General features: G+C 55.4%; 20 protein-coding genes, 1 pseudogene and 1 riboswitch. Of the genes and pseudogenes, 5 read left to right on the plus strand and 16 right to left on the minus strand.

The annotated features are described in order from the left end of the window. Positions 1-3: 3 nt before the first annotated feature. The 10 genes from cobW to R8G34_02470 all read right to left on the minus strand — a co-directional run bounded on the left by cobW (position 4) and on the right by R8G34_02470 (position 13,588). Positions 4-1,062, minus strand: coding sequence for a cobalamin biosynthesis protein CobW (gene cobW / locus R8G34_02425; protein MDW3221735.1), 1,059 nt, complete (start codon positions 1,060-1,062; stop codon positions 4-6). Continuing rightward, a complete protein-coding gene (locus R8G34_02430) occupies positions 1,055-1,453 on the minus strand; it encodes a DUF1636 domain-containing protein (GenBank protein ID MDW3221736.1) in 399 nt (132 codons plus the stop codon). Before R8G34_02430 ends, cobW begins: the two co-directional genes overlap by 8 nt. A gap of 93 nt (positions 1,454-1,546) precedes the next feature. After that, positions 1,547-1,760, minus strand: a riboswitch (cobalamin riboswitch). A gap of 53 nt (positions 1,761-1,813) precedes the next feature. After that, positions 1,814-2,722, minus strand: coding sequence for a DMT family transporter (locus tag R8G34_02435; protein ID MDW3221737.1), 909 nt, complete (start codon positions 2,720-2,722; stop codon positions 1,814-1,816). Between the two features lie 128 nt (positions 2,723-2,850). Next, a complete protein-coding gene (locus R8G34_02440; protein MDW3221738.1) occupies positions 2,851-3,354 on the minus strand; it encodes a DUF2478 domain-containing protein in 504 nt (167 codons plus the stop codon). A 31-nt stretch (positions 3,355-3,385) separates the two neighbouring features. Next, positions 3,386-5,500 carry a HEAT repeat domain-containing protein gene (locus R8G34_02445; protein ID MDW3221739.1) on the minus strand — a complete coding sequence of 705 codons (2,115 nt, stop codon included), beginning with the start codon at positions 5,498-5,500 and terminating at the stop codon, positions 3,386-3,388. 59 nt (positions 5,501-5,559) lie between these two features. Beyond that, on the minus strand, positions 5,560-8,235 hold the full coding sequence (locus R8G34_02450; GenBank protein MDW3221740.1) for an arsenate reductase (azurin) large subunit: 2,676 nt from the start codon (positions 8,233-8,235) through the stop codon (positions 5,560-5,562). An 11-nt stretch (positions 8,236-8,246) separates the two neighbouring features. Beyond that, positions 8,247-8,834, minus strand: coding sequence for an arsenate reductase (azurin) small subunit (locus tag R8G34_02455; protein ID MDW3221741.1), 588 nt, complete (start codon positions 8,832-8,834; stop codon positions 8,247-8,249). A 13-nt stretch (positions 8,835-8,847) separates the two neighbouring features. Then, positions 8,848-9,975, minus strand: coding sequence for a cytochrome c peroxidase (locus tag R8G34_02460; GenBank protein MDW3221742.1), 1,128 nt, complete (start codon positions 9,973-9,975; stop codon positions 8,848-8,850). Positions 9,976-9,986: 11 nt separating this feature from the next. Beyond that, a complete protein-coding gene (locus R8G34_02465) occupies positions 9,987-11,063 on the minus strand; it encodes a cytochrome c peroxidase (GenBank protein ID MDW3221743.1) in 1,077 nt (358 codons plus the stop codon). Between the two features lie 323 nt (positions 11,064-11,386). After that, positions 11,387-13,588 (minus strand): PAS domain S-box protein, encoded by a 2,202-nt coding sequence (locus tag R8G34_02470; protein MDW3221744.1) that lies wholly within the window; start codon positions 13,586-13,588, stop codon positions 11,387-11,389. Positions 13,589-13,666: 78 nt separating this feature from the next. Here R8G34_02470 and R8G34_02475 point away from each other — a divergent pair, with 78 nt between their 5' ends. The 3 genes from R8G34_02475 (at position 13,667) to R8G34_02485 (ending at position 16,658) form a co-directional block, all read left to right on the plus strand. Further along, a complete protein-coding gene (locus tag R8G34_02475; protein ID MDW3221745.1) occupies positions 13,667-14,374 on the plus strand; it encodes a response regulator transcription factor in 708 nt (235 codons plus the stop codon). Positions 14,375-14,544: 170 nt separating this feature from the next. Continuing rightward, a complete protein-coding gene (locus tag R8G34_02480; protein ID MDW3221746.1) occupies positions 14,545-15,735 on the plus strand; it encodes an LLM class flavin-dependent oxidoreductase in 1,191 nt (396 codons plus the stop codon). Positions 15,736-16,403: 668 nt separating this feature from the next. Then, positions 16,404-16,658 carry a hypothetical protein gene (locus tag R8G34_02485; protein ID MDW3221747.1) on the plus strand — a complete coding sequence of 85 codons (255 nt, stop codon included), beginning with the start codon at positions 16,404-16,406 and terminating at the stop codon, positions 16,656-16,658. A 375-nt stretch (positions 16,659-17,033) separates the two neighbouring features. Here the strand turns inward: R8G34_02485 and R8G34_02490 are convergent. Continuing rightward, positions 17,034-18,190, minus strand: a pseudogene (locus R8G34_02490) (IS5 family transposase). Between the two features lie 303 nt (positions 18,191-18,493). Here R8G34_02490 and R8G34_02495 point away from each other — a divergent pair. Together R8G34_02495 and R8G34_02500 are read left to right on the plus strand one after the other, a co-directional pair. After that, positions 18,494-18,736, plus strand: coding sequence for a hypothetical protein (locus R8G34_02495; GenBank protein ID MDW3221748.1), 243 nt, complete (start codon positions 18,494-18,496; stop codon positions 18,734-18,736). Between the two features lie 127 nt (positions 18,737-18,863). After that, the gene (locus tag R8G34_02500) at positions 18,864-19,361 is read left to right on the plus strand and encodes a hypothetical protein (GenBank protein MDW3221749.1); all 498 of its coding nucleotides are present in this window, start codon (positions 18,864-18,866) and stop codon (positions 19,359-19,361) included. Positions 19,362-19,370: 9 nt separating this feature from the next. On the opposite strand, the gene R8G34_02505 is transcribed toward R8G34_02500, so the two are convergent. From R8G34_02505 to R8G34_02525, 5 genes are all read right to left on the minus strand, one after another. Continuing rightward, on the minus strand, positions 19,371-22,160 hold the full coding sequence (locus R8G34_02505) for an AsmA family protein (protein MDW3221750.1): 2,790 nt from the start codon (positions 22,158-22,160) through the stop codon (positions 19,371-19,373). Between the two features lie 383 nt (positions 22,161-22,543). Next, on the minus strand, positions 22,544-22,708 hold the full coding sequence (locus tag R8G34_02510; GenBank protein ID MDW3221751.1) for a hypothetical protein: 165 nt from the start codon (positions 22,706-22,708) through the stop codon (positions 22,544-22,546). An 807-nt stretch (positions 22,709-23,515) separates the two neighbouring features. Further along, positions 23,516-23,770 carry a cupin domain-containing protein gene (locus R8G34_02515; protein ID MDW3221752.1) on the minus strand — a complete coding sequence of 85 codons (255 nt, stop codon included), beginning with the start codon at positions 23,768-23,770 and terminating at the stop codon, positions 23,516-23,518. Positions 23,771-23,922: 152 nt separating this feature from the next. Then, positions 23,923-25,596: a mechanosensitive ion channel gene (locus R8G34_02520; GenBank protein MDW3221753.1), complete on the minus strand. Its 1,674-nt coding sequence runs from the start codon at positions 25,594-25,596 to the stop codon at positions 23,923-23,925. 44 nt (positions 25,597-25,640) lie between these two features. Beyond that, positions 25,641-26,954 (minus strand): mechanosensitive ion channel family protein, encoded by a 1,314-nt coding sequence (locus tag R8G34_02525; protein MDW3221754.1) that lies wholly within the window; start codon positions 26,952-26,954, stop codon positions 25,641-25,643. Positions 26,955-26,967: the final 13 nt, after the last annotated feature.

The following is a 26,967-nucleotide window of genomic DNA, read 5'->3' on the forward strand; positions in this document are numbered from 1 at the left end:
GCGCTACTCTGCGGGCTCGATGGCTTTCACACCCAGCACCGATTTGATTGTCTCGGTCTTGATGTCGTCATGTTCTGCGATCACCACCAAACGCCCCTGACGCGCCTCGCCGGGCTGCCATGGTCGGTCATATTGGTGCCGCACGCGCGCCCCCACCGCCTGTACCAACAAACGCATCGGCTTACCCGCAACCGCCGCATAGCCTTTCACCCGAAGGGTATTATGCGCATTGGCCAATTCCTGCACGGCGCGCACCAAATCTTCTGGGTCGGATAGCTCTGGAATATCGACCACAATGCTCTCAAAGTCTTCATGATCGTGGTCATGCGGGCCGTCGTGATGGCTGGGGCGTGCATCCATGTCGTCTTCTGCTGCGGCCTCCAACCCCAGAATAATACGCGGATCCACAACGCCCTCGGCCACTTCGACCACCGGCAATGGGCGGGGTACTTCGGCGGCGATGACAGCCTTGGCTTTTGCGATGCCCTCAGGACCCGCCAGATCGGGTTTGGTCAGCAATATAATGTCCGCACAGGAAATCTGATCCTCGAACACCTCAGACAAAGGCGTTTCGTGATCAATGCTTTCATCCGCTTCACGCTGGGCATCCACGGCGGCCACATTCGGCGCAAAACGCCCTGCCGCCACGGCCTCGGCGTCCGCCAATGCGATCACACCATCCACGGTGATTTTTGAACGGATATCGGGCCAGTCAAACGCCTTCAACAACGGTTTGGGCAAAGCAAGGCCAGAGGTTTCGATCAATATATGATCCGGGCGCGGTTCCAACGCCATCAGCGCCTCAATGGTTGGAATGAAATCATCCGCCACCGTGCAACAGATACATCCATTGGCCAGTTCCATAATGTTTTCCGCCGGGCAATCCGGGATTGCGCAGCTTTTGAGGATATCGCCATCCACGCCCACATCGCCAAATTCATTGACAACAATCGCCAGACGTTTGCCGCCCGGGTTCTGCATCAACTGGCGGATCAGCGTGGTCTTACCAGAGCCGAGAAAACCGGTGACGACGGTTACAGGGAGTTTTGCAAGATCAGTCATTTTGAATCTCCAGCGGCGGTATGCGCGCGATACAGTTGCGTTTGAAATGTTCAGGTCGTTCACGCCAAGGAATTAACCCATCCGTTGTGGCGTTGTAGCGTGCAGCGCCGTCCAGCAGAATGTCAGGATGCGACACTTCGTCGATGTTTCCGTAAATATAGGTCCAACGGTCCCCACCGCGCAGGGCAATCGTGCACCCGTGATTGCAGTTTTGCAGGCATTCCACCGCTTTAATCCGCACACCGGCGGGCATTTCTTGTCCGGCCAGAGTATCAAACAAACGCTGGCCGGGGCGGCGTTCGTCTTCAGGAATTTCCATGCCACGCCTGCATTTCACGCAGACCAGTAATTCCGTTGTCTGACCGTCAAACGCGGTCGCCTCTGTCGTCATAATATCCTGTCCCATCTGATATGGGACGTGGGTCTGATGGCGAGAAGAGCCTGATCGTTCAGGGCATGTCCCGACACCGGAGCACCCCGCCCGGTTCCTTCACGTTCCGCTGGCAGGTCTCCCGGCTCACGGATTTCAACAGCTTCGCTGCCTTCGGTCTGTTCGGCCTTCCCGGATAGCTATCCAGTGGCAATGACAGACCTTTCCGTTCACGGTCGCGGGGGCGGCTGTGGTTTATCAAATTGCTTTGAACACACATTCCCTTTTCACTTGGGCAAAGCCAAGCACCAACGAGCCTCAACTGTGTCGGAACGCCGTGTAATGTCAAGCGCTAGCGCGTCGAGTCACGAGGTCATCTTCTCAGATGTCGGTATTGTGCCGAGCACTGGCGTTTTTGCCACGCCACAGGATGAACAATCCCGACACGACAATCAAACCGCAGCCTGCAAAAACCGTCATCTCCACCTGCTCTCCAAAGAGAACAACTCCAAAACCTATCCCAAACAGCAATCGTGTATAGCGAAAGGGAGTCACTGCGGACACGTCACCACTGCGCATTGCTTTCATCAGACTGGTATATGCCACCACACCCGCGCCGGTTGCCCCCAAGAGAATGAATGCGTCGAGCCCATTTGGGTGCACAAATGACGTCTGCGCCCAAAGGGAATACAATCCACCTGCAATGGTGACCGACAAAAATCCATAAAGCCCCAAAATGGCAGCGCTCAAGGACGCGGGTGCAGCGCGACTGGCAAGATCGCGACCAGCAAAACCCAACATGCCAATGACCGCCAAGACCGAGAGCATTGAAAAACTGTCCGATCCGGGACGGATGATCACCAGGACGCCGGCCATTCCGATCAGAATGGCACACCATCTGCGCGGTCCGACATTTTCGCCAAAAAACCACGCGGCTCCCGCGACCACGACCAGAGGCGTCGCCTGCAAAATCACAGTGGCCGATGACAGGGGTGTTAAAGTGATGGCGAGTACAAAAAACAATCGCCCGATGATCTCAAAGAAAACCCGCAAGCGCATCGGGCGTGATATCACATCTTTCGTGAACAAAGGGTCTTTGTTCAGCAGGGACATGCCGGCAAAAAGGACGCTGCCCCCCAGTCCGAATATTACCAGGATCTGACCAACCGGAAGGTTCTGCGATGCAGCCTTGATGAAAACGTCCTCAACGGCAAAGGCTGCCATGGCAAAAACCATCCACATGCTGCCGACCGCATTGGCGCGGGTGTCGGTGGCGATGTCCGGACGCACTCAGTCTCCAATGTCAGTGAGGCCGTTAGGGCATTTGTTCAATGCCTGTCGCATGGAGGAATGTTTGAACTGCGTCAACGCAAAAGCAACGGTGGCGTGGAAATTCCTCGCGCTCGGGTCCGACAGTACTAAGCGGTGGCAGTCACCGCGCGGCCTTGCTGGTCAAACCATTCCATCAAGGCTGTTTCTGTTGCATCCAGCGGCTGCGCCAAATCGCCGGTGAATTCGTCGAATGCAGAGAGGTTCAAGGCGTTCAATCCAACCAGAACCGGAACATCCAGACTGAGGGCTTCCGCAATCACCGGACGAAACCCTCGCCCGCCTGCCTCGTGCTTGCCGAACTTGTTGACGATGAGCAGGTCAGCGCCTTTTTGCAACTCTGTACTCACAAGCCCCACTGCGTTTTCCAGCGCGTCGGGATCCAATCGGCATCCCTTTGCGGCAGGGCCCAGATTTTGAGAAATCCGTATGATCGGTCCGCCTGGCATGATTTTGACGTCCATGTCGCACAGACCGCTGCCGCAGGTTTCCGAATTCTCCTGCACCGCCCCGCACACTCGCAGGCCTTGCGCCAAAACACGGCGCGCAAACCCGAAGAGCAACAGATCGGTATCGCCCTTTCCAGGCGCCATTGTATAAGCAATTCTCATATTAGGACGCAGATTAGGATAAATCTTGTGACGACGCCAGAGCTCGCAAAATGACAAGGGCGCGCCGATGGTTTGCGCCGCATTCCGCGAGCATTGAAAGCGCCTTTTGCAGAGCAGAACGGGATTGCCTTGCCAAGACCGCCAGCGTATCTGAACGCTCGGCCATGATCACCTGCACAACGGCCGCTTCGACCAGATCAGCCTTGCCGCAGTTCAGGATCCTCTGTGCCACATTCTGGCGCACCGAAACCGCGTTGTCTTTGATGTAATCCACCGCTTTGGCCGGCGGCAGGCTCAGAGCAGCTTCGGCGCGGATCAGGGCATCTTCGTCTTTTAATGCCGGCTCAAGGATGTCGCTGTCCGGGCACCGCGTGAGGACCCGTAAGGCAGACATTCGGATCAGCGGGTCATCTCCTGCAAATGCGGCGCGCGCCTTGTCGGTAATCTCGGGCGTCAGGTCCCGCCCCGAGAGCGCTTCCCACGCCCTGCGGCGCACCGTGTCATCCGGATCTTCAATCCGTGATATCATGGCCTCTGTCAGGGATGGCGCATCACAAGCTCTAAAGACCCGCATGGCATCAATTGCCAAAGACAGGGCCAGATCATCGGATCCTTCCACGGCTCGGCGTCTGGCGCGTTTTGCGCCAGACTCTTCGGGTGTTTCACCGGCTTGTGACTGCGGCGCGATCACGTTTCCATCCGACAAAATGGAGTCCAGAGTGCTTTGCCCCTCAAGCGCTGGCGTTTCGTCGCGCTCCATGATGTCGCCCTCGGGCGTGATCCATATCTTGCGCGGACCCGCGCCCTCTTTTGGCGTACCGGCGTCCGGACCGCTTTGCAGACCACTTTCGTCAGGGTCTCTTTTCGGCATCGCCACCGCGCCGGCAATAAAGGCCGCCGCGAGGTCGAGCGCAGCTTCATCGCTGTCACTGCGCACCAACAGAGTGGTCAAAAGCGTGGCGCGGACCTGACGCGCCGGGTTTTCCAACAGCTCGGCAAGCAAATCCGTCGATACACTCAGTTCGGGTGCCGCCAGGGCTTTTGATGCCGCCACCCGCACCTCAAGATCGCTTTGCCCAGTTTCCAGAATCTGAACCAGAGGGCCCACTGCGCGATCGGGGGCCAAATGCACCAACCTGTCGATTACCCCCATGGCCAGCTCAGGCGTACAGCGTGGCAGCCAGGACAACATGTTATCGACCAATGCCTCATGGAATTCCGGTTCAAGGGGAAAACTCAGACATTCCAATGCTGCCGCCTTGACGGTATCACTGGGATCGCCAAGACAGGTTTGGGCCAGACCTAGAAAGGCGGATGATGCGCGTCGCAGAGCAGCCGCGCGCACCAACGCGCTTGCATCGCTTTGCGCAAGTGATTGAAGACCTGGATCATCTGCCGCCATCGCCTTGATCGCCAGCAATCGTAATTCGGCCTCGGGGGCTGCGAGAATCTCATCGAGCCGTAACATGAAATCCTCGGGGGCCGCGCGGGCCAATGCCGCCGCGGCGCGGCGCCGTGACGCCCCCGTGGTGAGATTGAACACTTCTATCAGGGTCGCAACCCCCACCGCGCCCATTTGCGAAAGCGCGTGAAAGACAGGCACGTCAAGCGACTGGCCAAACTCATCCATCAAAGCCGCTGTCATGTCATCAATGGCTTCTTCTGCGCCAATCTCCCCCAAAGCCCGGATCGCAGCCGTTTGAATGTCCAGCCATTCTTCCCAGTCGCTGCCTTCATCTTCCCAGGCGACCTGATCTTCGGATCGCGACCGTACCAGGGATCGCAACAGCGGAATGGCCTCCGGGGCACACAGATGCGACAAAGCGCTGATCGCGGCCAATTTGACTTCGCGCACCGGATCATCTTTCAGAGAATGCAAAATGTCTGCGGTGTCACCACCACGTACCAGAGGGACCAATGCCTCCATGGCATCGCTGCGCACATCCGGGTCAGGATCCAGCCGGGCGGTTAACAAGGCGTCGCGCACGCCTTCGATGTCCTGTGAAAGGACGGTCGGAAGCGCACAAATGGCGGCAGAGCGCAGCACCTCGTTTTGCGAGTTCAAAAATGGTGCGAACGGCGCAAGCGCCGCCTGCGCATCAGGGGCAGTCAGGGTATTCGTTTGCATAATGTCTCCGCAGATCTCGCACAGGCCCGACCTTTCTGATTGGGCCTGCGCATTCAGGTTCAGGCAATGTCACGGCGCGCAAAGGACATGGAACGGAACTGCGATTTATAGGGGCTATCGCCCATTTTCCGAACCTTGCCGACACCCATCTTGTAGTTGTAATTCCCGCTGATCCAATCAACGACCCGCCCGGCCAGCGCATTCGCGGGCTGCGCAGTATGCAGAAAATCCATATACCCAAGGTTTTCTTTCACTGCTGGGGTCACAATCGCCACGGCCGTGATGGAGGCCTTGGTCAGCTCGATATGACCGTTCTTGAGCAGGGACGCGAAATCGAAATCGCTGCCCTCCACGCCGACGATCGTATCGGTCTGCACCGGAATGCGATCTGAATAAATCTGAACGTAATCACCACTCTCAATGCCGCGCGCTTCGGCCACCGAAGGGTGGATTTCGATCCAGTTTTCCGGCCAGCGCTGCACGATATAGGGGCGGCGGCGGTCATCATAGCCCGATTGCCAACGCTCGTTTATACGACCTGAAGAAATCCAGATCTCATCCTCGCGCGGTTTGAGCCATTCCCAATAGCTGGAAAACAGATCCCAAGGCGCTTTCTGAATGTTGCACTTGCCGGTCTGCGTGTTGAAATGCGTCAGTTTCTTGTTGAACACATTCGCGCCAATCGGCCCCTCTTCGGGTAACACACGGCCAACGTCATGCAGGCGTTTAGTTTCCACCAAAGCACCATCTTTGTCCATCAAAACAGGGCCTTGAATACCGTTGGTTCCGAATTCACCCAACTTCTGGTGCAGCGTCTTGCCTTCACGGTCAGCCTTGACCTTGACCATGAAGAAATCCTTGCGCGAGCCGCGCGAATGCCGCGCGCCCTCTTCCAGCACCTCGTTTGAATCCTTCCAGTCAAACCCTTCAAAACCCATCTTCTTTGCAAGCTGCGCAATAATCCACCAATCGGGTTTCGCCTCGCCGGGCGCATCATAGAATTTCGGATAGAGACGAATACGGCGCTCACCATTGGCGCGGGTGAATGTTTCCTCGCCCCACCCGGAGGCCGGAAACACGATATCCGCATAGCGCGCGCCAATCGGGTCCACCATGTAGATGTCCTGGTTCCAAACCACCATGCCGCCTGAATCTGCACGCCGTTTCAACGTATCGATGATGTCCTTCTTCTCGAAACTCTGGACCTGATGCGGGTTGCGCGTCGTCAACTCGTCAAACTTGGCCTGCAGGCTTTGGGACCCACACATCGCCTGCACCCAGGTGGTGCCGATCACATGTGCCAGCCGCGTGTGACCGCTCATCAGATACCGATCCGTGTCCATCGCGCGGCGCCGGCGCCCGGGCAGTTTTTCGGGCGATTTGTTGCGCGGATACCCGCCCCCGCGCAGACCCCCGCGCTGGTGACCCCCTGCCCGGCCAATGACCTGACCGGGACGCCCGCCACAGCCGGTAATGATGCCAAGCGCAGAAATCGCCTGCGTGTTGCCGGTGTTATTGGACCAATAGAAGCCCTTCTCGATCATGATCGAGGTCTTGGGTTTGGTGCCATCCTCGCGCGGTTTGGCCATCCATTCCGCTGCCGTATAGATTTTCTGTACGTCAATCTGGGCGATCTCAGCCGCTTTTTCCGGCTCGGCGTAATCCTGGCTCAACAGCCATTCTTTCCAATCCTCGAAACCGGCCGTCTGGAACTTGCCCCAAGTCGTGCGCCACTGCCAAGGTGTGTTGCGTGTGCCCTGGCCGAAACCAGATGAGCTTTCCCATTTGTTGTTGACCCAGTCTTTGATCCAGTCGCCATCTTCCCAGCCGTTTTCGACAATTACCCGCGCGATGGCCAAGACCACAGGCAAATCCGTGCCCGGCTGGATGTCGATGACCATACCGCCGTTTTTCTCCGCAAAAGCGGTGCCGGAGGTGCGGCGCGGCAACAGGAAGATCGCCTTTTGCCCGCCTTGGATCGCGGGCATGATATAATCAGTGTATAGGATCGTCTTGGACTCGTAGGGGTCCGTGCCACACATCAGCAGCGTGTCGGCCTCTGCCCAATCATCGTAACTGGGACCGAAATTATCAAACCCTGCATCTCGGAAACCGGGCGTCGAGGTCACATCAGAGGGCGTATCATGGAAGGTAAAATTCGCCGTGCGCACGTGGCGCAGCGCATATTTGGTAATGGCGTAAGTGTTTTCCATATAGCCATAGGAGAAGGTCTTCACGCCGTAGGCATTGGTCCCGTGCTTTTCGAGCACGTGGTTGCCGACCTCTGCTGCGATTTCCAGCGCGAACTCCCATGTGACGGGCATCAATACGCCAAACATCCGCACCATAGGTGATTTCAAACGATCCCGCGTCGGCGTCTGCGGGTTATAGACCTTCTGGGCCAGCGCTCCGCCCCGGATCGAGGAGTTGCCCGAGTAATTGACAAAATCCGTGTCCTTATCAGGGATGATGACCACATGGTGCGGTTCCCCGTTGTGCAGCACAATGTTGTGTTGATTGGGCGCCACCCAAGCGCCCAAAGGGGCGACGGGGAAATCCTCGCCAAAGGCATTGTCTTCGGCTTTGGGACCGCCGACCTTACCGCCTGCAACAGGCCAGCGGTAAACTTTGTACCCGCAGGCAACAATGCAATAATCACAAGCGGTTGAAATCACGTCGGCATCTGGTGGCGGCAGCGGAACCGAGGATTCAGGGACATAATATGGCGTGGACATGGGTGTGCTCCTCAGCCTTGCAGATTGTCGAAACGGCCATAAATCAGGCCAAACATGCCGACGGCGTAGATATCGTCACCATCCAGTTCGAGCAAAACCTGCGGCAGCGATTGATAGGCCTGTCCGGCGATGAAAATACCGTGGCGCGTCAGATCAAAGGTTGTCAGGTGCAGCGGACATGGACCCAGCGCCTTGTCAGCCGCCTGATAGGTGCCCTGCAGCGGGCCGCCCTGATGAGTGCAGGTGTAGTTGAAGGCCACCACGTCCTTGTCCGGCCCGAGGCCCCCACCCGCTTCCCGACCCAGTTTGACCAGAATGGATTCTGCATATTCGCCTTCATCTGGGTATTCGAAATCGAGTGGTTCATCGACGCTGAGATCGCTGAGTTTCGCGATCAGTTTACGGGGGTATGTGGAGACCACGGCCGGTGTTTGCGCCTGTGGCATGCCCGGCACGCCGACCATCACGACGCTTGTTGCGATGCCGCTGGTCAGCAGGAATTCGCGCCGGCTCATCAGGCACTTACGCGTGCCGGCCTTCTTGGCTTCGCCGTTGGTGCCGTTGATCGCGGCACGGATCCTGGGATCAACCTGGTTCATGACTGTTTCCTCATCAATTTTGTGGGGCTGGCAGGGGCTGCATTTCTGGCAAATCCGGCTCCTCGACCAGGATCTCATCTCCGCTCAGGCTTTCGAGAAAGGCAACCAGGTCGTCGACCTGCGCCTCTTCAAGGCCCAAGGGCTGGATCAACTCGGACTTATTCGCGCTGAACTCATTCTCGCCGCCGCCCTCATTGTAGAACACGACCACATCGCGCAATGTCTCCAACATGCCGTTATGCATGTAGGGATAGGTGTATTTGGTATACCGCAGGCTCGGCACGCGAAATTTGCCTTTGTCAGCTTTCTGTTTGGTGCGGAAATAAAGACCGGGGTCATCCTTGGTTTCACGGTACATTTCCTCTGTCGAGCCCTTGGCATAAAGCTCGAACCGAAAGGTGATCTGTGCCAGCGCATCGTCTTCCCACCCGTCATAGGGCGGCACACCGATGTTGTAATAGGCCTCATTGGACAACAGCGCTCCACTGTGGCAGGCGGTACAATTTGCCGCGCCCGTGAATAGATCCAGCCCGCGTTTTTGTGCCTCACTCAGCGCGGCATCATCCCCACGCATGTAAGTGTCAAATGGCGTATCAGTTTGCACGATCGAGCGTTGATAGGCCGCCAGCGCCATATAGGCGTGGCGCACGAGCGGGTATTTATCGCCGTAGACCTCGCGGAACGCGGCGCGGTATTCCGGCACAAAGGCCAGACGCGCCTCCATCATATCATCCTCGCCGTTACCCGCCACGCCCCCGCGCGCAGCCGACCTTGCCTGATGTTCCAGCGATCCTGACGCCCCGGCCCAGAACAGCTTTTTGTAGTAAGCTGAGTTCACGATTGTCTGGCTGTTGCGCCAATGGGTGGTGCCGGGATAGCCAAAACTGATCTTGTCCTGCACGGCCCAACCCGCTTCGGGGCGGTGGCAAGAGGCGCAGGACATCTCACCATTGCCTGACAGGATCGGGTCAAAGAACAGTTTTTCCCCTAACGCGATTTTTGCAGGCGTTTGCGGGTTGTCCGCCGGGGCTGTTGGGGGGTCCAATGCGGCCAGTTCCGAGGGGCGATGCCCATCCGCCAGAGCCGCGCCGGAAATGCAGGTGGCCAGAAAAAGCGCGGAGATCCGAGTTTTATGTGTCATGATGACCTCCATCAGTTGGGTTGCTCACGCCAGTTTTCGATCACTTCGTAGTCAAAATCGTCTTCGCGCCACACGTAGGCATCGGTATCGAAACTCTCGCCAGACAGGCTTTCCAGAAACGCGATCAGATCGGCTTTTTCGCTGGGCACCAGGCCGATGGGTTTCAGGCGCGGATCTTTCAGAGTGTCATTGCCACCGCCCGCATCATAGAAATCAACCACATCGCCGAGCGTCGCCATCGAGCCGTTGTGCATGTAAGGTGCGGTCCATGTCAGTTCGCGCAGCGAGGGGGTGAGGAAAGTCCGCTTGGTGTCGGAACTATGGGTCCGGATATAGGCCCCCAGATCCTCACGCAGGTTCATATAATTCTCAACGCCCATGAATTTGGCATAGGTGACAAAGGCGGAATGGCGCATGGGATCCGCCCAGATATCTGGGCTTGTTGCCACACCCGTATTGTGCGGCTGGTCATCAGTGAAACGCGATCCGGAATGGCAGGCGATGCACCCGCCCTTGCCCTCAAAGATCCCCTGCCCGCGCGTTGCGGCCGCCGACATTTCGCCGGTGTCAAACGGCGCATTGCGCGACTGGATCGTCTTCATGAAATCCATCAACGCATTGCGAGCGCCGCCATTGGAAGGCTCCGACATGCCAGCGGCAGCGAACATTTCCACATAGATCGGATCCTGTTTCATGCGTTCCTGCATGATCCGCATGTCCATGTTCATCAGATAGGTTTCGGTGATCATCTCACGTGCGACATCGTTCAGGTTGGTCCCCAAACGACCATCATGCATCCAGGCGTCACGAAATCCGACATTCGCCAGGGTTGGCGCGTTTCTGAAATGACCCGCTCCGGTGTAGGCCTGTGACAGCGCCTCGCCGTCGGTAAACGCCTTGTCGGGTTGATGGCAGCTAGAGCAGGACAGGGATGTGTCGCCCGACAGGCGCGTATCATAAAACATGCGCTTGCCCAACTCGGCGCGCGCGGCGTCCACCTCTATGGCGGGGTCTGGTGTGACATCCTGTGCGTTTCCCGCACCCGCCCCCAAAACCAGCACGCAAACCGCTTGCAGTGTTCGTTTCATCGAGCTCTCCTTCTTACTGGGCATGTGTGGCCTAGCGACTGTGCAGCGACTGGATACGTGCCAGCCGCCATCATGCGGCGCACCAAAGCACCGACTTGAAAAAAGCTTGAAAGTTCAGACAGATATTGCCTTCACTTTTTATTTTTGAATTGGGTATTTGCGAAATGAACCCGCCACTGTGGCGAGAGCCAACCGTTCCCCTGAGCAAAGGTTAACAACCAAAACCGGGAAAGATGTTGCGCGCAGGATTGCGGTTTGTAACAAATTGCGACGATTTGTTGCGATGACCCGCTGCTTTTCGCAAACGATCCGCACTCAGGAAATCAATTCAATAAGATACGTATTTGCTGCGCAAGTGTTGCAGGTTGTACTGGTTTGTCGATCATCACGGGAGCCGGTCCCGGAACTGTAACCTTGCGCGGTTTGTAAGCAGAGCAATAAATCACCGGGATGTTTTGGTGTAACGCGCGCACCGCCCGCACCAGTTCTTCCCCGCTCAATCCCGGCATGACCATATCGGATATCACCAAATCAAACCGTTTTGGGTCTGCTCGAAACCTTTCCAGCGCCGTCAACGGCGAGGAAAATGCCTCGACCCTATAACCAAGCCGCGTCAGAAGACGGCGAAACGTGGCAAGGACCTCGGTTTCGTCATCCACAAGCAATATACGCTCGCTCCCCCGGGGCGTTGAATCGTCTGCAGAGACCGCGCTTTGATCTTCTGCCACAGCGCCCGGCAGAATGATCGAAAAACAGCTACCTGCGCCAAGGTCGCTGGTGAAAGAAATTTCGCCGCCCATCTCGTTGACCAGGCCGTAAACGACAGAAAGCCCCAGCCCCGAGCTTTTACCCAACGGTTTGGTCGTGAAAAACGGCTCAAACAAATGCCGTTGTGTTTCGGAGGACATGCCGGGCCCATCATCTTTTACCGTCAAACAGATCCATCCGTCCGCCCGTTCTGCCGCGTCCTTGGGGGCACTGCACGGGGCCACAGACAGATCAATCCGTCCCTCGGCCCCTTCCATGGCTTCGGCTGCATTTCGGCACAGGTTCATCACAATCTGGTGTAGATGGGTCTGATCCCCGCGCACAAAATGCGGCTCCCCCTTGGGGATGTATTCAATTGTGATCATCGGCGGCGTGGACGCTTTTAGAAGCCCCGTCACCTCCTCAATGATTGTGCCAAGATTCACCGCACGCATCTCACTGGGCTCGCGGCGCGCAAATGTCAGCAATTCGCGCACGAGACTCTGGGCGCGGCGCGCGGCGATATCAATCTGGGCAATCTCGCCGGCCAGATCGCTGCCCTCGGAGGCATCCAGCGACGCCAGATGGGCCGACCCGACGATGGTCGTCAGAATATTGTTGAAATCATGCGCGACCCCGCCAGCCAATTGTCCGACAGCCTCGAGCTTTTGGGCGCGCACCACCTGATCATGGGCTTGCCGCTTTTCGGTGATGTCTTCGCCGATTGCGATGTAATTCTGAATGCCGCCTTCGGGCGACACCAACGGCAGAATAGTAGTATCCGCCCAATAGTTCGTGCCATCCTTCTTGCGGTTCCGAAATATGCCGTGCCAGGCTTCGCCCTTGGCCAGCCCAACGCGAATGTCACGATATACATGGTCTTCCGTGTCACCGGATTGCAAGAACGCCGGAGTTTGCCCTTTCACATCCTCCAGCGCCCAGCCCGTCAATTCAGCAAACTTGCTGTTTACATATTGAATGCGGGCCTCGGTATCCGTGATGATAATCGTCGCCGGACTTTGCTCGACAGCTGTGGCCAGACGCCCTTCAGACGCTTCCAACCTTTTGCGTTCAGACAGCTCTTCAGCCAAATCCGCCACCGCATGCCGCAAATCACGAAATAATAAGAGCAAAAGCCATCCCACGACCATTGCAGCCATCACAAGCGCGGCAATTGACAGAAATCCGATCCAGATCAGCTGCTGTCCCTGCCCCACCGCAGCCAGCAGTCGTCGCGTACTGCTGGCCTGCAAACCTGCCCATATCCTTTCCAGATTGGCCAAACCCGCGATGGCCGCCTGATCGTCGACACGAACAAGTGCGTCGGTCGTTTCAGCCGACCACGCGGCCTCGGCAGCGCGAATGGCAATCGGCAGCTTTCGGGCATATTCATCGATGGTGCTTTCAATGGACTGAAGGGCGTCCTTTTCCGCGCTCGATAACTCGAGGTTGCGAAACCGGGATAAAATGGCGTCGAGTTCCGAGAGTTGTCTTTCCGTAATCTCCAGATACACCGGATCCTGGCGCAGCACGAAATTCTTGTAGTTGTGGATCACACCGCCATAGCCCAAAAGCTCGCGCACTTCGCTGAGCAGGATGCCTTTGCGCTCCGCCCCTTCCGAATATTCAAGCCAGCTTTGACGTATGTCATTGAACTGTGCCTGCGTCAGAACACCCAGTGCGCCGCCCAGTAAAACAGTCACCACAACAAGCGCCATCGCAGACAAGGCCGCCCTGAGCGGGTGTCGCATCGAGACGTTTGCTGCGGATTTGGTCATGCCGACAGCCTGTCGCGAGTTGCGGTGCACCACAAGTTAAAATACGGTTAGCGCGCAGGGTGCGGGAGTGCGACAGACATGGAACAGAAGATTCTGGTTGTTGATGACGACCAGCAGGTGACATCTTTTTTGGACCGGTTTCTTACCCGCCACGGTTACAGGGCCGCGACCGCGTCAACGGCAGCCGAACTGTTCAAAATCCTCGAGACGGAACAGTTCGATCTGATCGTTCTGGATCTGATCCTGCCGGATGAGGACGGATTTGACGTCGCAAAACGCATTCGCGGTGACACGGACACGCCCCTGATCATGCTCACCGCGCGCGATGAGGTGTTTGACCGTATCGTTGGGTTGGAACTGGGGGCGGATGACTATGTGACCAAACCCTATGAGCCGCGGGAATTGCTGGCGCGGATCCGCTCTGTCATGCGGCGTTACAACACTGCACATCCGCGGGGCGGCACCGCGACAAATGTACTGCGCTTTGACAATCTGGAAATTGACCTGATCCGCTCGGTTGTGCGCAACATCAGCGATCAAAAGGAACTGGGGCTGACAAGCACGGAATTTGCGCTTCTGCGGGCGCTTGCGGATGCTCAGGGAAACGTTCTGAGCCGCGAACAGATCCTGGCCAGCGTATATGGTAATTCCGTGCAGATCACGGATCGGGCAATAGATGCCCATATGGTGCGCTTGCGAAAAAAGCTGGGCGGCGCCAGCCAAAGTGACGATCTGATCCGCACCGTTCATGGGGTTGGCTACAAGCTGGCGGCTCTTGTGGTGTGAATATTTGCATGGATGCGCCCATCTTGCGCGCCAAGCCTGATCCTTGTGAGAAAAACGCCTTATTCTGGGTTTACGTTTCCACCCAGAATTGAATTGGCGTAAATGAAACGTTGCGTTAACCTTTCCGGAGCCGAGCGCAATCTGCCTTGGCCCAAAGGGAGGAAGACCGAATGACAGATCGTATGCGTTTTGGCATATTTCTGGCCCCGTTTCACAAGCCGGGCATCAACCCCACACTCGCTCTTGAACAAGACCTTGAACTGGTCGAATGGCTGGACCGATGTGATTACGACGAAGTCTGGTTTGGCGAACATCACTCAGCCGGATCCGAAATCTCGGCCAGCCCGGAACTGATGATTGCCACATCGGCACCGCGCACACGGCGCATCAAACTGGGCACCGGGGTTGTATCGGTCAGCTATCACAATCCCCTGTGGGTCGCCGAAAAGATCGTGCAACTCGATCATCTGACACGGGGCCGGGTCATGTTGGGCCTTGGGCCTGGCTCTCTGCCCACAGACGCCGCGATGATCGGATTGTCGCAAAAGGACACGCGCGGGCTGCTGGCGGATGGGCTTGATGTCATCACGCGGTTACTGCGCTCGGATGAACCCGTGAATTTTGAAAATGACCGCTGGACGTTGAAAGACGCGCGATTGCATCTGCGCCCCTATTCCAACTTCGATCTCGCAACAGCCGCTGTGGCCTCACCGACAGGGCCAAAACTGGCGGGTAAATACGGCACCGGGATGATCTCCATCGGGGCCACAACTGCTGCCGGCTTTGATGCGCTTGCCTTGCATTGGGATGTGATCGAGGAAGAGGCCAAACATTACGGTCACACGCCGGATCGCTCCAAATGGCGACTTGTCGGGCTGTGCCACATCGCGGAAACGATGGAACAGGCCAAACGTGACGTGGAATATGGCATTGAACACTGGTTCAACTATTTTCAGGAAATCGCCGCCTTCCCGCAAATGTCGATGCCCGGCCAAAACGCAAAGGAGATGATTGATTTCATAAACGACAGCGGATTTGGCGCCATTGGCACGCCAGAAATGTGCCGCGCACAAATTGACCGTCTGTGGACGCAAAGCAATGGCGGGTTCGGTGCCTATCTGATGCTCGCTCACAACTGGGCAAATTTTGATGCCACACGGCGCAGTTATGAACTCATTGCACGAGAGGTTTTCCCGCATTTTCAGGGTCAACATCTCTCGACAATGAATGCCGCCATGCGGGCGCAGAAAATGCGTCCGGAGCTCGCCGAAATTCATGCGAAAGCGGTCGAAACAGCGCAGAACAACTACGCCGTCGAAAAGGAAACACGTGCAAAATCGGTCAGCGAACCGGCTGAGTAACCATAGATGGTCGGCTTGGGTTTCCAAGCCGACCAGCGTTAGCGGTTTGTTTTTAGCAAACTATGCTTTCACGCTCCGCCGAGCATCCTGCAAACCGCCTGTGGATGCATCAGATGGCCCTCCTTAGACAGTGGCCCTGTTCCCAGACCTCCAACGCGATTGTGTAGATTTGCCCAATCTCTCGGAACACTTTCTATAAATTCACTGACTTGGGGTGGACGACGCTTTTTGTGACGAACGAAAAACGCGATAATCAACGCAAGTTCAGAATACCTCAGTACGCCGAGAAGTTCTGCAGTGCCCGCAACGCCTGTTGCTCTTTCGGAATGGGCGGGTCCAGCTTTTATGGTCGGCGGGATGCCTTCCAAACGTCTGGTGGCGCGGCCTGACGATTGCCAGGTCAGTTCCGAAGTACCCCGCCAATCAAACACCTGCTGAGATCTTCAAGACCTCCCGTAACTGCGCGACAGGTATTACCTGAGGTCCTTCCGGATCGTCTGGTACTGGGCGCACCATACCGACATCAAGATCGACCGGCAAAAGGTGAAGGGTATTGAAGCAGCATCGCGGTTTGCTCGCAACCGTGGCACTGAAGGTTCGCTGGAAAAACCGGAAAATGCAATCGGGATGCTCGGTATCCAGTGTTACCCATTCATCGACCTGAATGAGTGCATCGACGGCCAGCGACCAAACGAAGTCCGGCGGTCGAGGCCACCGCACGCACCACATCAAGCGGCGCTCTGGAAGCCTTTGCGCCGCCGCGCAGCCTAGTCGCGTTTCGCCAGATGCATTCCGGTATCAGCATCGAACTGGTTCTGTCCAATTGGAGGAATGACCTCACCGGGCGCAATGCGGAGATCGCAATCGGGCATGCCTACCCCGACCCGCCTGATCGGGCGGCAAACCGCATCGCCAATTTTTAACTAGTGTTCTTTGCATCTGAAACCTATCTGCATATACTTAGCCTGATTGAGGCACCGGCGGATTGAGCAGAGGCGTCTTTCATTTGTTACGAGGCGACCGAACGCCTCGTTTCGCGACCGCCCAACATGGGCCTCCCAGCAACGAAGAAGAGTTTTGGCATCACCACGACGACGGGAAGTGCGAAGTTGAATTTAACCCGCCACGGCGCAAACATTGCACATCTGCCAGTCGTTACTTCTAAGGCCCCTAACAGGCTGCTGAAAAAGTTGTGTTTTTGAGTAGTTTTGGACCCTCTTTGTTAGGGCGGTTGTGCGGTTTTCCATTGCTAGTGGGGCGCAGCACTATGATCTGTCACCGCATCCATTTTCTGGCTGTTATGCCACCAGCAGCCTTGGTAACCTCGCCAGATTGTTAGCCACCATCGTCATAGTGAACTTGGCGCGGACCTTTTCGATACCTCGATGAACAGTCTGGGTCATTCCGCCGACGGTCTTGGCCCAGTCGAACGGTTCTTCGATCTTCTTTAGTGCTTTTTGAGACAGAGTGTAGCCGGGGTGCCGGGTGGTTCGACCGTCGATAGCAGAATATCGAGCCTTCTGCACGATATGCGGTGTCACGCAAGCCTGCCGCAGTTCGGCGACAAAATCTGCGTTGTCGTATCCCTTATCCGCGCCAAGCGTGAGCTGCCGCATCAAACCAGGTGCATGGCGGTGGACCATGTCAAGCGCGGCTGTGCGCTCGGCGCGTCCGGTCGCGTCGATAGCTAAGCCTGCACGATCATTCCGTTTCGGTTTTCCATCAACGTATGCCCCATGAAGCACAGCACAGCGCCCGAGCCGGATGATTTCTTGTAGAACCGCGCGTCCTGATCTGTGACCGAGGCATGGGTGGCGTTTGATCGTTTCTCACCTTTGAAGCTAATGTCGGCGTTGCGGGATTTGCTGTGCATTGGCGGGGTCTCGGGCATGTAGGGTTTTTCGGATTTGGCTGGGGTTTTGTCAGATGGCGGCGGCGGGTCATGCGGATTGCTCCCTTCCGGCAGCGCTTTGGGTTGAAAGCTCTTCATAGAAGCCCGTGCCTTGATGAGGGTACCATCGACCGAGAAGTGCTCATCCGACAACGACGGCGCGACCTCGGGGTGGGCCAAAATCGCGGCCATCACCTTGCGGGACATATCTGTGGTCAGTAGCCAATCGCGGTTCTTGGTGAAGACCGTTGCGACCCAGACTGGATCGTCGATGCCAAGCCCGACAAACCAGCGAAACATCAGGTTGTAATTCATTTGTTCCATCATCTGCCGCTCAGAGCGGATCGAAAACAGAATTTGCAACAAGCTTGCCCGGATCAGCCTCTCCGGCGCGATGGAGGGGCGGCCTTCATCGGAATAATGCGCCGCGAAATCAGTATCCAGACCGCGAAGCGCGTCATTCACAATACGCCTGATCAAGCGCAGTGGGTGTTTTGCTGGTATCCGCTCTTCGAAATCAACATAACTGAATAAGGCACCCATCGTCTCGTCCGATCCACGCATTCGCAACTCCAGTATCCTCCAAAACATTTGAATCACGGGCGAAAAGCCATGTCGATAAGGGGTTTTTCAGCAGCCTGCTGAAGGCCCAAAAAACGAGTTCTACCAACGATCCCGGCTCTCAGCGTCCTGACCTGGCGTGTCACGTATCGGGGCATGCAAACAGGTCGCCGCATACGACTGAGCCTCGATCAACTCTGCTTTGATTTGGGGCAAGACGGCTGGCCAAGCCTTGTTGCCAAAATTAAATCGTATCCAGAGAGCCCGCACGTTTCTATGGCTCCACCGCCGAAAAGGCCGCGCGCCATGACTTATCTCATAGTTCATGAGCTTGAACTGCCGGGCTCCGGCTTCGTGTTCCCAAAGATCCACATGCGTTGGGATATCCCGTTCATTGAGCCATCTACCGATCTGGCTAATACCAAATTCATAAACGGTTTCACCGAGGTCGATGGTTTCATTCGCGCCTTCCTGAATGTCTTTTGTCTGATGTCAGACAGGTTCAAACTGCCGACCAAGCGCAAGCTCGCGTCTCGACAAGGACGTTGAAAGTGTTGTTGAACATCCCGAGATCGCACTTTAAATTCTGCGGAAACAATATACACTTTGCCTCTATGCTAGTTCTGGTTTCGAGTGAGAATCCGGATGAGCTCGCTCTTACGCTTCGGAGTTCCATTTGAGGTTTGTCTTTCCGATACTCTTTCTCTTGATCTTGCCAGAATTGGTCATCGCCAACCAGCTATGGAAGAGCCTTGGCGAGTGGACGATCCAAGTAAAGACTGATGATGCCAGTCGATGCTTTGCCTCCCGAAAACTCGGAGACGGTAGTGAAGTCCAATTGGGAGCCGAGCCGACTTTGGATGGCGGATTTTTTGCAATTTACAATTCCGATTGGACGCATATTTCTGACGGGGTGACGGGCGAAGTCGAATTTGACTTTGGTCGTTCTCGATTTGGCGGGGCAGCGCTCGGAAAAATCGAAAACGGCATGCCTGGCGGCTACGTCTTTTTCAACAATCCAGCCTTCGTTCAAGAATTTGCACGCAGGCAAACAGTCCGCATCATCGGCAGTGGCGGCGCGCAATTCGAGCTTGATCTGACAGGAACAAGCCGGGCTATCCGTGAGGTTCTCGCGTGTCAGGACGCCCAGCCCGTGCCAGTAAACAGCGAGTGACGCAAAATCCTAACGCAGTTGGAAAATATCCGGCCGACAAGGTTCGCGGTCAGCAGGCATTTCATCTGCACCGTCAGCGCGTACGCTCCGAGACCCACCAATATCAAGTTTGAAACGCGGATCCGACAGTTTTCCCGTTACGTCAAATGGCCAAGCCGACCGTGCGAGCGGTTTGCCTACAGGACGGGGCTCAGCTCTGACGGCAACGGTATCCCGTTTCAGGTCGACAGATCCCTTGGCGACCAGTTGGACACTTTCTGTTTCGGCAACAACCGCATCAAAAGATACACCTTCGCCGTTGATGTCGATGGGAATGTCTACGCAAACCACATTTGTGTAACCCTGCCTGAGTTCTTCCGAGAAAAGCCATGGAAAAACACCCAGACCGGCAAGCTCCAACAGGCTTGTGGCGACCTGACCGTTGCGCATCTCGATCTGGGCCGTGCCCACCATCGTCTCGAGAAAGACGGTCGCAGAAGAAAGGTTACCTGAAACATTGAACCGTCCGCTTAAATCTCCATCGGCGTCGAAGTCAACATTGACCTCTTTCAGTATTTCTCCAAGCGTCCAGCCCGAAGTTGATCCTGAAAGTGAAACATACTTTGGGTTTTCCATTGCGTCTGCATTGGCTTCAAATTCGAAAACTCCCCCACCATAAGAGAACTTAACAGGCCCGAGGCGCGCTTTGCCGCCCTCAGATACGAAATCACTCGACAGGCTGGTAATGCCTTGGACGCCTTGGATCTTCTTGAATTCCAACCGTCCATAAAGGTCCGTGTTTCGCAAAAAACTGTCGAAATCAGTGAGATCTCCCGCCGACGTGTCTGTCTTGTTCTCGCCGTCATCCGCAGCCGGGGTATCTTTGGTTACTTCGTCCGCTACGCTGGCTTCGGGAAGCACCAAAGGCTGTAACGCGACCTCGTTGGCGTCAGGCGTCGCAGCATTTTCTGAAGACCCGGATTGTTGCCCGATTTTGCCGAGTTCACGCAGCCCGGCCACGGCATTCTGCAAATCGCTTAACACCAAATCGTCGCTGACCATTGAAATTCGCAGCACCTGACGATCGTTTTCCTCTCTCGCCGTTACTGCGCTTTTAACTTCCGAGGTTCCGGCTGCAAGTCCCAAATCGCCGGACCAACCGCCCGCCTCACCCCGCGCTGAAACATCGAAAGCAAAAGCACCGGTGTCAACGGGTTCGAGGCCCAAGGCTCGCAGGAAATCCGCCCCGCTCGCAATCCCCAAACTGAAATCCGCCCGCAGATCGTCCAACGCTCTCACATCGCCGGTATGGATATTTGCCTGCATACGCCAAACGTCAGTATCAACAGCACGCGCCTGCAGTTTTGTCAGTGCCAGCGCCCCGGCCGAGTCATCCAGTGCGAATTCCGCCTCAACACCGCCAAATGCGTCCGCAGCGCTCGCATCCAGGCCCGTCAAAACCAGCGATGCCGGTGCGTCGATCCGACCCTCCAAGTCAAGATCCTGCAGGTCGAGAACATTATAGATGTTCCCATTCGCCACCAATATCGGGCTTTCTTCTGGTCCCGCTTGCAGAAAAATGTCCTCGAGAGCCAGTGTGCCTTCTTCCGTGCGGCGAATTTGACCGATGGAAACCGGCCCAACTTTCTCCAACCCCTGTTCAAAAGCGTTGGTCGAAAGAACCAAGCCGTCCAGTTCCAAAGCGTCTTCCCGCGTGATGATCCGGCTTGAAATTTGCGTGAGCTTCAACTCAGAAAGCTCTTTTGCACGCGGTGGCGCATTGTTTTCACCGTGTAGCCGTGCATCAAATGTCAAGTCAACGCCAAGCAGTTTGGTTGCATTTTCAATGCGCCCGTTGATCGATATCAGCTGTCCTTCCTCCAATTCCAATGCGGCACTCAGGTCAGAGAATTTGGTCCCACCCGAACTGTTGTCGATCTGTGCCTTCAAAGTGCCCGATCCGTCGAAAGACCGTTTGAGCTTCAAAACATCCAGCAAGTCTCCCGCGCCTGCCACGTTGATGTCGAGCTGGCCGGTGAAACCCGTTGCGTAATCTGACCCTGCCGGTGCGCCGTCAAAGGACAGAGAAACAGAACTGAATTCCGCATGCGTCTCAAAGGGGGCAGATTCCGGATAATTCCCTTCAAGCACAAAGGGTTGCCCATTTACCATACCGGTGCTCGAAACCTTTAAAGTCTTCCCGGCATCAAGCTGTTCAAGAGTAAAATCGTCGAGCAAAAATGCAAACTCGAAACCGGTAATCTCATCATCCACGACCAGGCCAACATTGCTCAACGAGACAGTCCGCGATTTCAAAAACGCAAGAAGCCCTTCTTGTCCCGCGTCTGTGTCCCGATTTTGCGTTGCCGATGTGTCCGGTGCGTCAGCCGACCCGGAAGGACCCGGGGCCATCGAGGTCATTTCACGCTCACTGAAGCTCGTTGCGCCATCCTCCCGCACAAACAGATTCACCTGCAGACCGTCGACAAAGAGATTGTTCAAATCCAGACGCCCGTCCAGAAGCGCCAACAGATCAATGTCAAAGTCCAGACTATCAAGCTTTGCAAGATCTACTTCAGTCAGGTTCTCACTGGGAATTTGCACGCCCTTTGCGCGAATACGGCTTGTCGGGCCTACGGCAACACTCACGTCTCCGTTTACGAGAAGCGGTTGGCCAATCTGTTCGGTCAACAAGTCGGAAACCAGAGCACTCCGAAACCCGCTAAAAAAGGGAACCGCGAGGACGGCCCACGCCAACCCGATCAGGATCAAGAGAAGAGCGATGGCGGCCAATGTTATGCGTGCGATCGGCTTCAGCATTCCGACCCTTCCTTGTTTTTAGCGTTCCGCGTCAGATCGCCAGCATGACATCCGCAATGGAAAAGGCAAACCCAAGATGCGTTGATTTTACGCCGTAACTACACCTATTTTTCGGTCAATTCCGGAATACGCAAAGACGTTTCAAGTACAGCCGGTTGCTCATGCGGATCGTCTCGCGATGATCGAAAGGTCGCTCGAAGTTCTCTACTGCATTGGGATCAGCTTTTGCGTCGTTCCGACCGCCGCAGTGATTGCGGCGTCAATCACGTGGCTGGCCGTTCGTGACTTGGGCGTTGTTTGACGCAAGGAGAGTTGCGTCCCGCGACCGACCAAGTGTCAATAATCTCTTCCAGTGCGGCACGCCTCATTTCAGATCGGCCCCATCACTCGCCACGCTTTTGTCGAGAAAATGCCGACGCCGCTGGCTTGTGTTGATCTCTTTGGAACATGAGCTTAGCGCCTCGGGTTTTTGACCCCGCCGGATTGCGCTTGATGCGCAGCATCGCCAGCCCGGCTTTTTCCAAACCTTTATGAAATCCTTTGTTCACTTTACCTTCCCTTGTGAAGCTGGGCCATGGATGGGCCGGTCGCATGTGTCGAGGATGCAGGACCTGATGTAAGAGATCGCGCGACTGACAAAGAATGCGCCTTTGTCCGCGATGGATTTGGAGACAACGGGCGACTGCCGAGCGCGCCGTCATGGTTCGACCCAGAATCGGAGTCGAGGACATCCCTGAAGCGGCTTGGCCGCGGCACCTGAAGCACGGCGCGCCAGAATATGTCCCGTGAAGCAAGGGCCCCGCGCATATCGTCGGGGCCGTGCAGAGCGGATTGAGAAAGCCCCGGCATCACGCTGACCCGCATCTGCCCAGGATGACGTCGGAAGATCGGACAGATTAAACATTTCAAAACGGCTCTCATCACGAAAACCTCAGTTTCGAAAGGTTCAGGACAACACAGCAAGCGCAAAGCGCAACCCATGGAAGGTTCAGAGCACCACCACTCGCCTTAGCTAGCCACTGCCCGACATGCTCCCAAGTGCGCCCCGAAACGCCACTCAGAAATGGCCCAGAATTTGCGGGTGCGGTGGCGGTATGAGACATCCCTTTCGCCCTGCACCGACGGCGCAACGATTGAGGAATAACGTCCCCCCACCCCCCCTCCAGAAACACCGAATTTCGCTTCCGATGACGAAATTGCATCCGCGTGGTGGATGTGCCGGTATCAACGTTTTTTAAGATCAGCGCTCTTCATGGTCTTATTTGACGGTGCATGCTTCAGGGCTTTTCAGGCGCCGTCAGCGCTTTCGCGGCCACCAAACCGAGTTGGGCGCGTAAGTGTTGACCCAGGAAAGTTTAAGCTTGCAAGACCATTAAACGCACGGGCACTTCGCCCACAACTTCCAACATATGACGGGAACCCGCCGCTTTCGGAACGGAAAAAATTTGCCCTGCTTCAAGGTGCCTTACATCATCCTCTCGCGCCATGATGCGTAGTGAACCACTCAGGACGACTGCTGTCTGATCGATGTCAGGGCTACGGTTTGCACTTTTAAATCCGACAGGTAATTCGACAAAGACCATGCGCCGGCAGTCCGTTGGCTCAGACATGCCAGACATGTTTTGCAAGAGAGCGTGATCGCCGAATTTAAACCCGACAGTCTTCGATCCAAGACTTGGGCTGCCGGCCTCATCTGAAAGGAGTTCCACTACTTCTAACACCTATTACTTTCCCTTCTTTTCCTGAACGTGAGGACGCTTTTTCAGTTTGGTTTTCGTACGGCAAGTTCTCCGTTCCAGTTTTCAGCGGGTATCTTTGCCTCTGCAGGGTCGGCTTCATAAGATGGGGTCATGATCTGCACACCGTTTTCATTAAACACATCTACAATATTGCGATGCAGATCAGACAGGATACGCGGCATGCTGGACCCTCTCGTCGTGAACGCATTGATCTGATAATTGATCGCATAATCCGCCAATTGCGACCACAGTACAAAAGGCGGCGGTGCTTTTTTGAGGTCGCGTGTGCGATGGGCGGCCTCGATCAACATCGCCTCCACCTTGTCCTGCGCCTCTTCGTACCCGATCCCGACGGTGGTGTGGACAAGCAATCCGCGCCCGTCAATCTTGCGGGAATAGTTCACGACTTCGGAATTCAGAAGCTGCGCGTTGGGTATGCTCACCATTTCGTTTTTGACTGATTTGATCAGGGTTTCCATCATTTTGATTTCCACCACATCCCCTACCTGATTGCCAACTTTGATACGGTCTCCGATATTTGTACTGCGTCGATAGATGACAAAGAGACCGGCCATCATGTTGCTGACAACGGTGTTGGACCCCAGAGAGACCATCAGACCTGCCAGAATGGTAAGACCCTGAAATGCTCTGCTGTCTGAACCTGGGATGTGAGGATAGGCAAAAACAATCGCAATCGCGATGATCACAACGCGCGCAATGTTGAACGTTGGCCTGATCCAACTCTTTTCAAAGTCTTTCCATTCGATTGTGCCGGCTTCGATATTGTCCATCAAGAGCCGCAAGCCTCTTATGAGGTACCTTGTCACGAACAGGATTATTACCAATGTGATCAAGTCAGGCAGATAGCCGGCAAAACCGACAATGACATCGATCAGGGGTTGCGACACATATGTCAGCAGCAATTGTGCGAAAGGTCGGGTCTGGGCGAAAGACAACAAAACAAAGGTCAAATAACCGTAAAGTATAAAGAAATATGCGATCCACATGAACAAGCTGACCGCAAACCCGATCAACTGAGCAACAGCCTTTCCTTTTACGACAGCGTTGGTCGCCTCTTCTACTTGAGTGAATTTTTTGATCGTAAGACGCTGAATCCATTCAATGGGTCGCAACCGCCCTTTCAGGAACAAGATCGTCAGCACCGCAAATCCAACTGTCCAGACCACTGCAACCAACGCGCTTTCGACCAGCGCCTCGTTCGATCTGCCTGATCGGTAAGTGGCAATTGAGGTTTTGATGGCCTCTAGATGTAGTTCTCCCAATATCTCAAGTTCAACTTGCTCATACTCTGCATCAGCTTGTGTGGTGATCGTCAGAAGACGCCCATTTGCCAGAACCGCAAAGCCCAGCTCGTTTGGGGTCAACTCATATTCAAGTTCGATGAATTCGGGCAGCTCAGCTGTTTCGAGTATCCGCCTTACGATAGCTGCCGCTCTTTCTTCGGCAGGCAACGCGCTGAAACCTCGCACCAAGAACAGCGTTTCCCCGTCAACGACCACAGGCGCTGCGAATACGTCGCTGGGAAGTTCGGTGCTCGCATCAGATGCATCGTCTTCCAAGGCACTTTCCTGCGCGGATAACCCAGCAGAAAACAGCGTGAATAGCATCAATACAGATGCTATGACAAATGCGGGTGCCTTGAGTTGAAAGCTTTTCTGACCAGTTGGTTTCGTCATCACAAACGCGTCCTATTTTGCTTGGGCATTGCAATGACCATCTGTTACGCCTTTGACGATGCCACAGTCGGGACCGGATCTTGGTGAAAAAGATGTACGTCGCGCTGTGGGAAAGGAATGGTAATCCCTTCTTGGTCAAATTGCTCTTTTGCCTGCCCCGTCAAATCCCAATAGACCGTCCAATAGTCATCTGATTTTGACCACGGGCGGCAAAAGATGTTGACGGAATTGTCGCCAAGTTCTCCTACAAATATCTCGGGTGCCGGATCTTTGAGACACTTCGGGTGGGCCGCGACCAGCTTCTGCAAAACGTCGATCGCCTGCATAGCACTGTCGGAGTAACCGATACCAAAAACCAGATCCACACGCCGCTCGGGCGAAGCGCTGACATTGGTTATGACGTCTCCCCAGATCTTCGAGTTCGGGACAACTATGATTTGATTGTCAAATGTACGGATCTGGGTTGAGACAACCGTCATTTCGTCCACAAAGCCGGATGCGCCGCTAACCTCAATGTAGTCGCCCGTGTCAAAGGGTTTCAAAATCATGATCATCAACCCGCTGGCCAGATTGCCCAGCGTATCCTGCATGGCAAACCCAAGGATGAATGTCAGGCCACCAAAAACCGCAAACAACGGGGTGACGTTAACGCCAAATACGCCCAGTACGATCAGAATTCCCAAGCCAAAGGTCGACCAGTAAACGGTATTGACAATAAACACCTGAAGCAGGCGAGAGAGATTATGTATCCGTGCCAGACCACGGCTCGCGCCACGGCGCAAAAGGCGCGCAATGAACATCATCGCCCACAGGGCTATGAGGAATCCAACAATCTTGAGCAAAAATGCGAGCCCGCCTTCCGCGGAGAGTAACCATCGCGTCCCCAATCGGAAAAGCGTGCGTGGATCGGTGGTGCGTACCGCTTCCAACTTCAGTGCATTGAGATAGGTTTCATGGATTTCAGTCTCTTCAACAGGCCCACCCTTTGAACGCCAGGCTTCGATCACCACGGCATAGCTGTCCTGAACTTCATTTTGTTGGTCCAGAGCATTTGTCAGCTCTTCACGTGCAACTGCACTGCGCGCCTCATCGGCCGTTTCCAGTTCCAGATTGAGAACGGCGATGTTTTGCAAGACAGATTTGATGTTGCCTTGCCAATCGTCTGCCAATTCTGCCAGTTCGCTGACTGTCATCGGTACTGTCAGGATCTCGAGTTGCCTGGCAGTCGTTGTGATTGCGGTGGGTTCCGGCGGCGTATATTTGGGAACAACCTGGTCCTGTGCCTCGGTTTTTTGGCCCAATCCGATGAACACGCCGACACAGAAAAATAGAACTGACGTGGCACGAAGAAGGGTCATTGAAAACTCATTT

Source organism: Paracoccaceae bacterium (assembly GCA_033344815.1).
Lineage (GTDB): Bacteria > Pseudomonadota > Alphaproteobacteria > Rhodobacterales > Rhodobacteraceae > Roseobacter.

Excerpts from the sequence above, each read along its gene's own strand:
- cobW (MDW3221735.1), bottom strand. The coding sequence starts at position 1,062 with ATGACTGATCTTGCAAAACTCCCTGTAACCGTCGTCACCGGTTTTCTC.
- R8G34_02430 (MDW3221736.1), bottom strand. The coding sequence starts at position 1,453 with ATGACGACAGAGGCGACCGCGTTTGACGGTCAGACAACGGAATTACTG.
- R8G34_02440 (MDW3221738.1), bottom strand. The coding sequence starts at position 3,354 with ATGGCGCCTGGAAAGGGCGATACCGATCTGTTGCTCTTCGGGTTTGCG.
- R8G34_02445 (MDW3221739.1), bottom strand. The coding sequence starts at position 5,500 with ATGCAAACGAATACCCTGACTGCCCCTGATGCGCAGGCGGCGCTTGCG.
- R8G34_02450 (MDW3221740.1), bottom strand. The coding sequence starts at position 8,235 with ATGTCCACGCCATATTATGTCCCTGAATCCTCGGTTCCGCTGCCGCCA.
- R8G34_02455 (MDW3221741.1), bottom strand. The coding sequence starts at position 8,834 with ATGAACCAGGTTGATCCCAGGATCCGTGCCGCGATCAACGGCACCAAC.
- R8G34_02460 (MDW3221742.1), bottom strand. The coding sequence starts at position 9,975 with ATGACACATAAAACTCGGATCTCCGCGCTTTTTCTGGCCACCTGCATT.
- R8G34_02465 (MDW3221743.1), bottom strand. The coding sequence starts at position 11,063 with ATGAAACGAACACTGCAAGCGGTTTGCGTGCTGGTTTTGGGGGCGGGT.
- R8G34_02470 (MDW3221744.1), bottom strand. The coding sequence starts at position 13,588 with ATGACCAAATCCGCAGCAAACGTCTCGATGCGACACCCGCTCAGGGCG.
- R8G34_02475 (MDW3221745.1), top strand. The coding sequence starts at position 13,667 with ATGGAACAGAAGATTCTGGTTGTTGATGACGACCAGCAGGTGACATCT.
- R8G34_02480 (MDW3221746.1), top strand. The coding sequence starts at position 14,545 with ATGACAGATCGTATGCGTTTTGGCATATTTCTGGCCCCGTTTCACAAG.
- R8G34_02495 (MDW3221748.1), top strand. The coding sequence starts at position 18,494 with ATGACTTATCTCATAGTTCATGAGCTTGAACTGCCGGGCTCCGGCTTC.
- R8G34_02505 (MDW3221750.1), bottom strand. The coding sequence starts at position 22,160 with ATGCTGAAGCCGATCGCACGCATAACATTGGCCGCCATCGCTCTTCTC.
- R8G34_02515 (MDW3221752.1), bottom strand. The coding sequence starts at position 23,770 with ATGTCTGAGCCAACGGACTGCCGGCGCATGGTCTTTGTCGAATTACCT.
- R8G34_02520 (MDW3221753.1), bottom strand. The coding sequence starts at position 25,596 with ATGACGAAACCAACTGGTCAGAAAAGCTTTCAACTCAAGGCACCCGCA.
- R8G34_02525 (MDW3221754.1), bottom strand. The coding sequence starts at position 26,954 with ATGACCCTTCTTCGTGCCACGTCAGTTCTATTTTTCTGTGTCGGCGTG.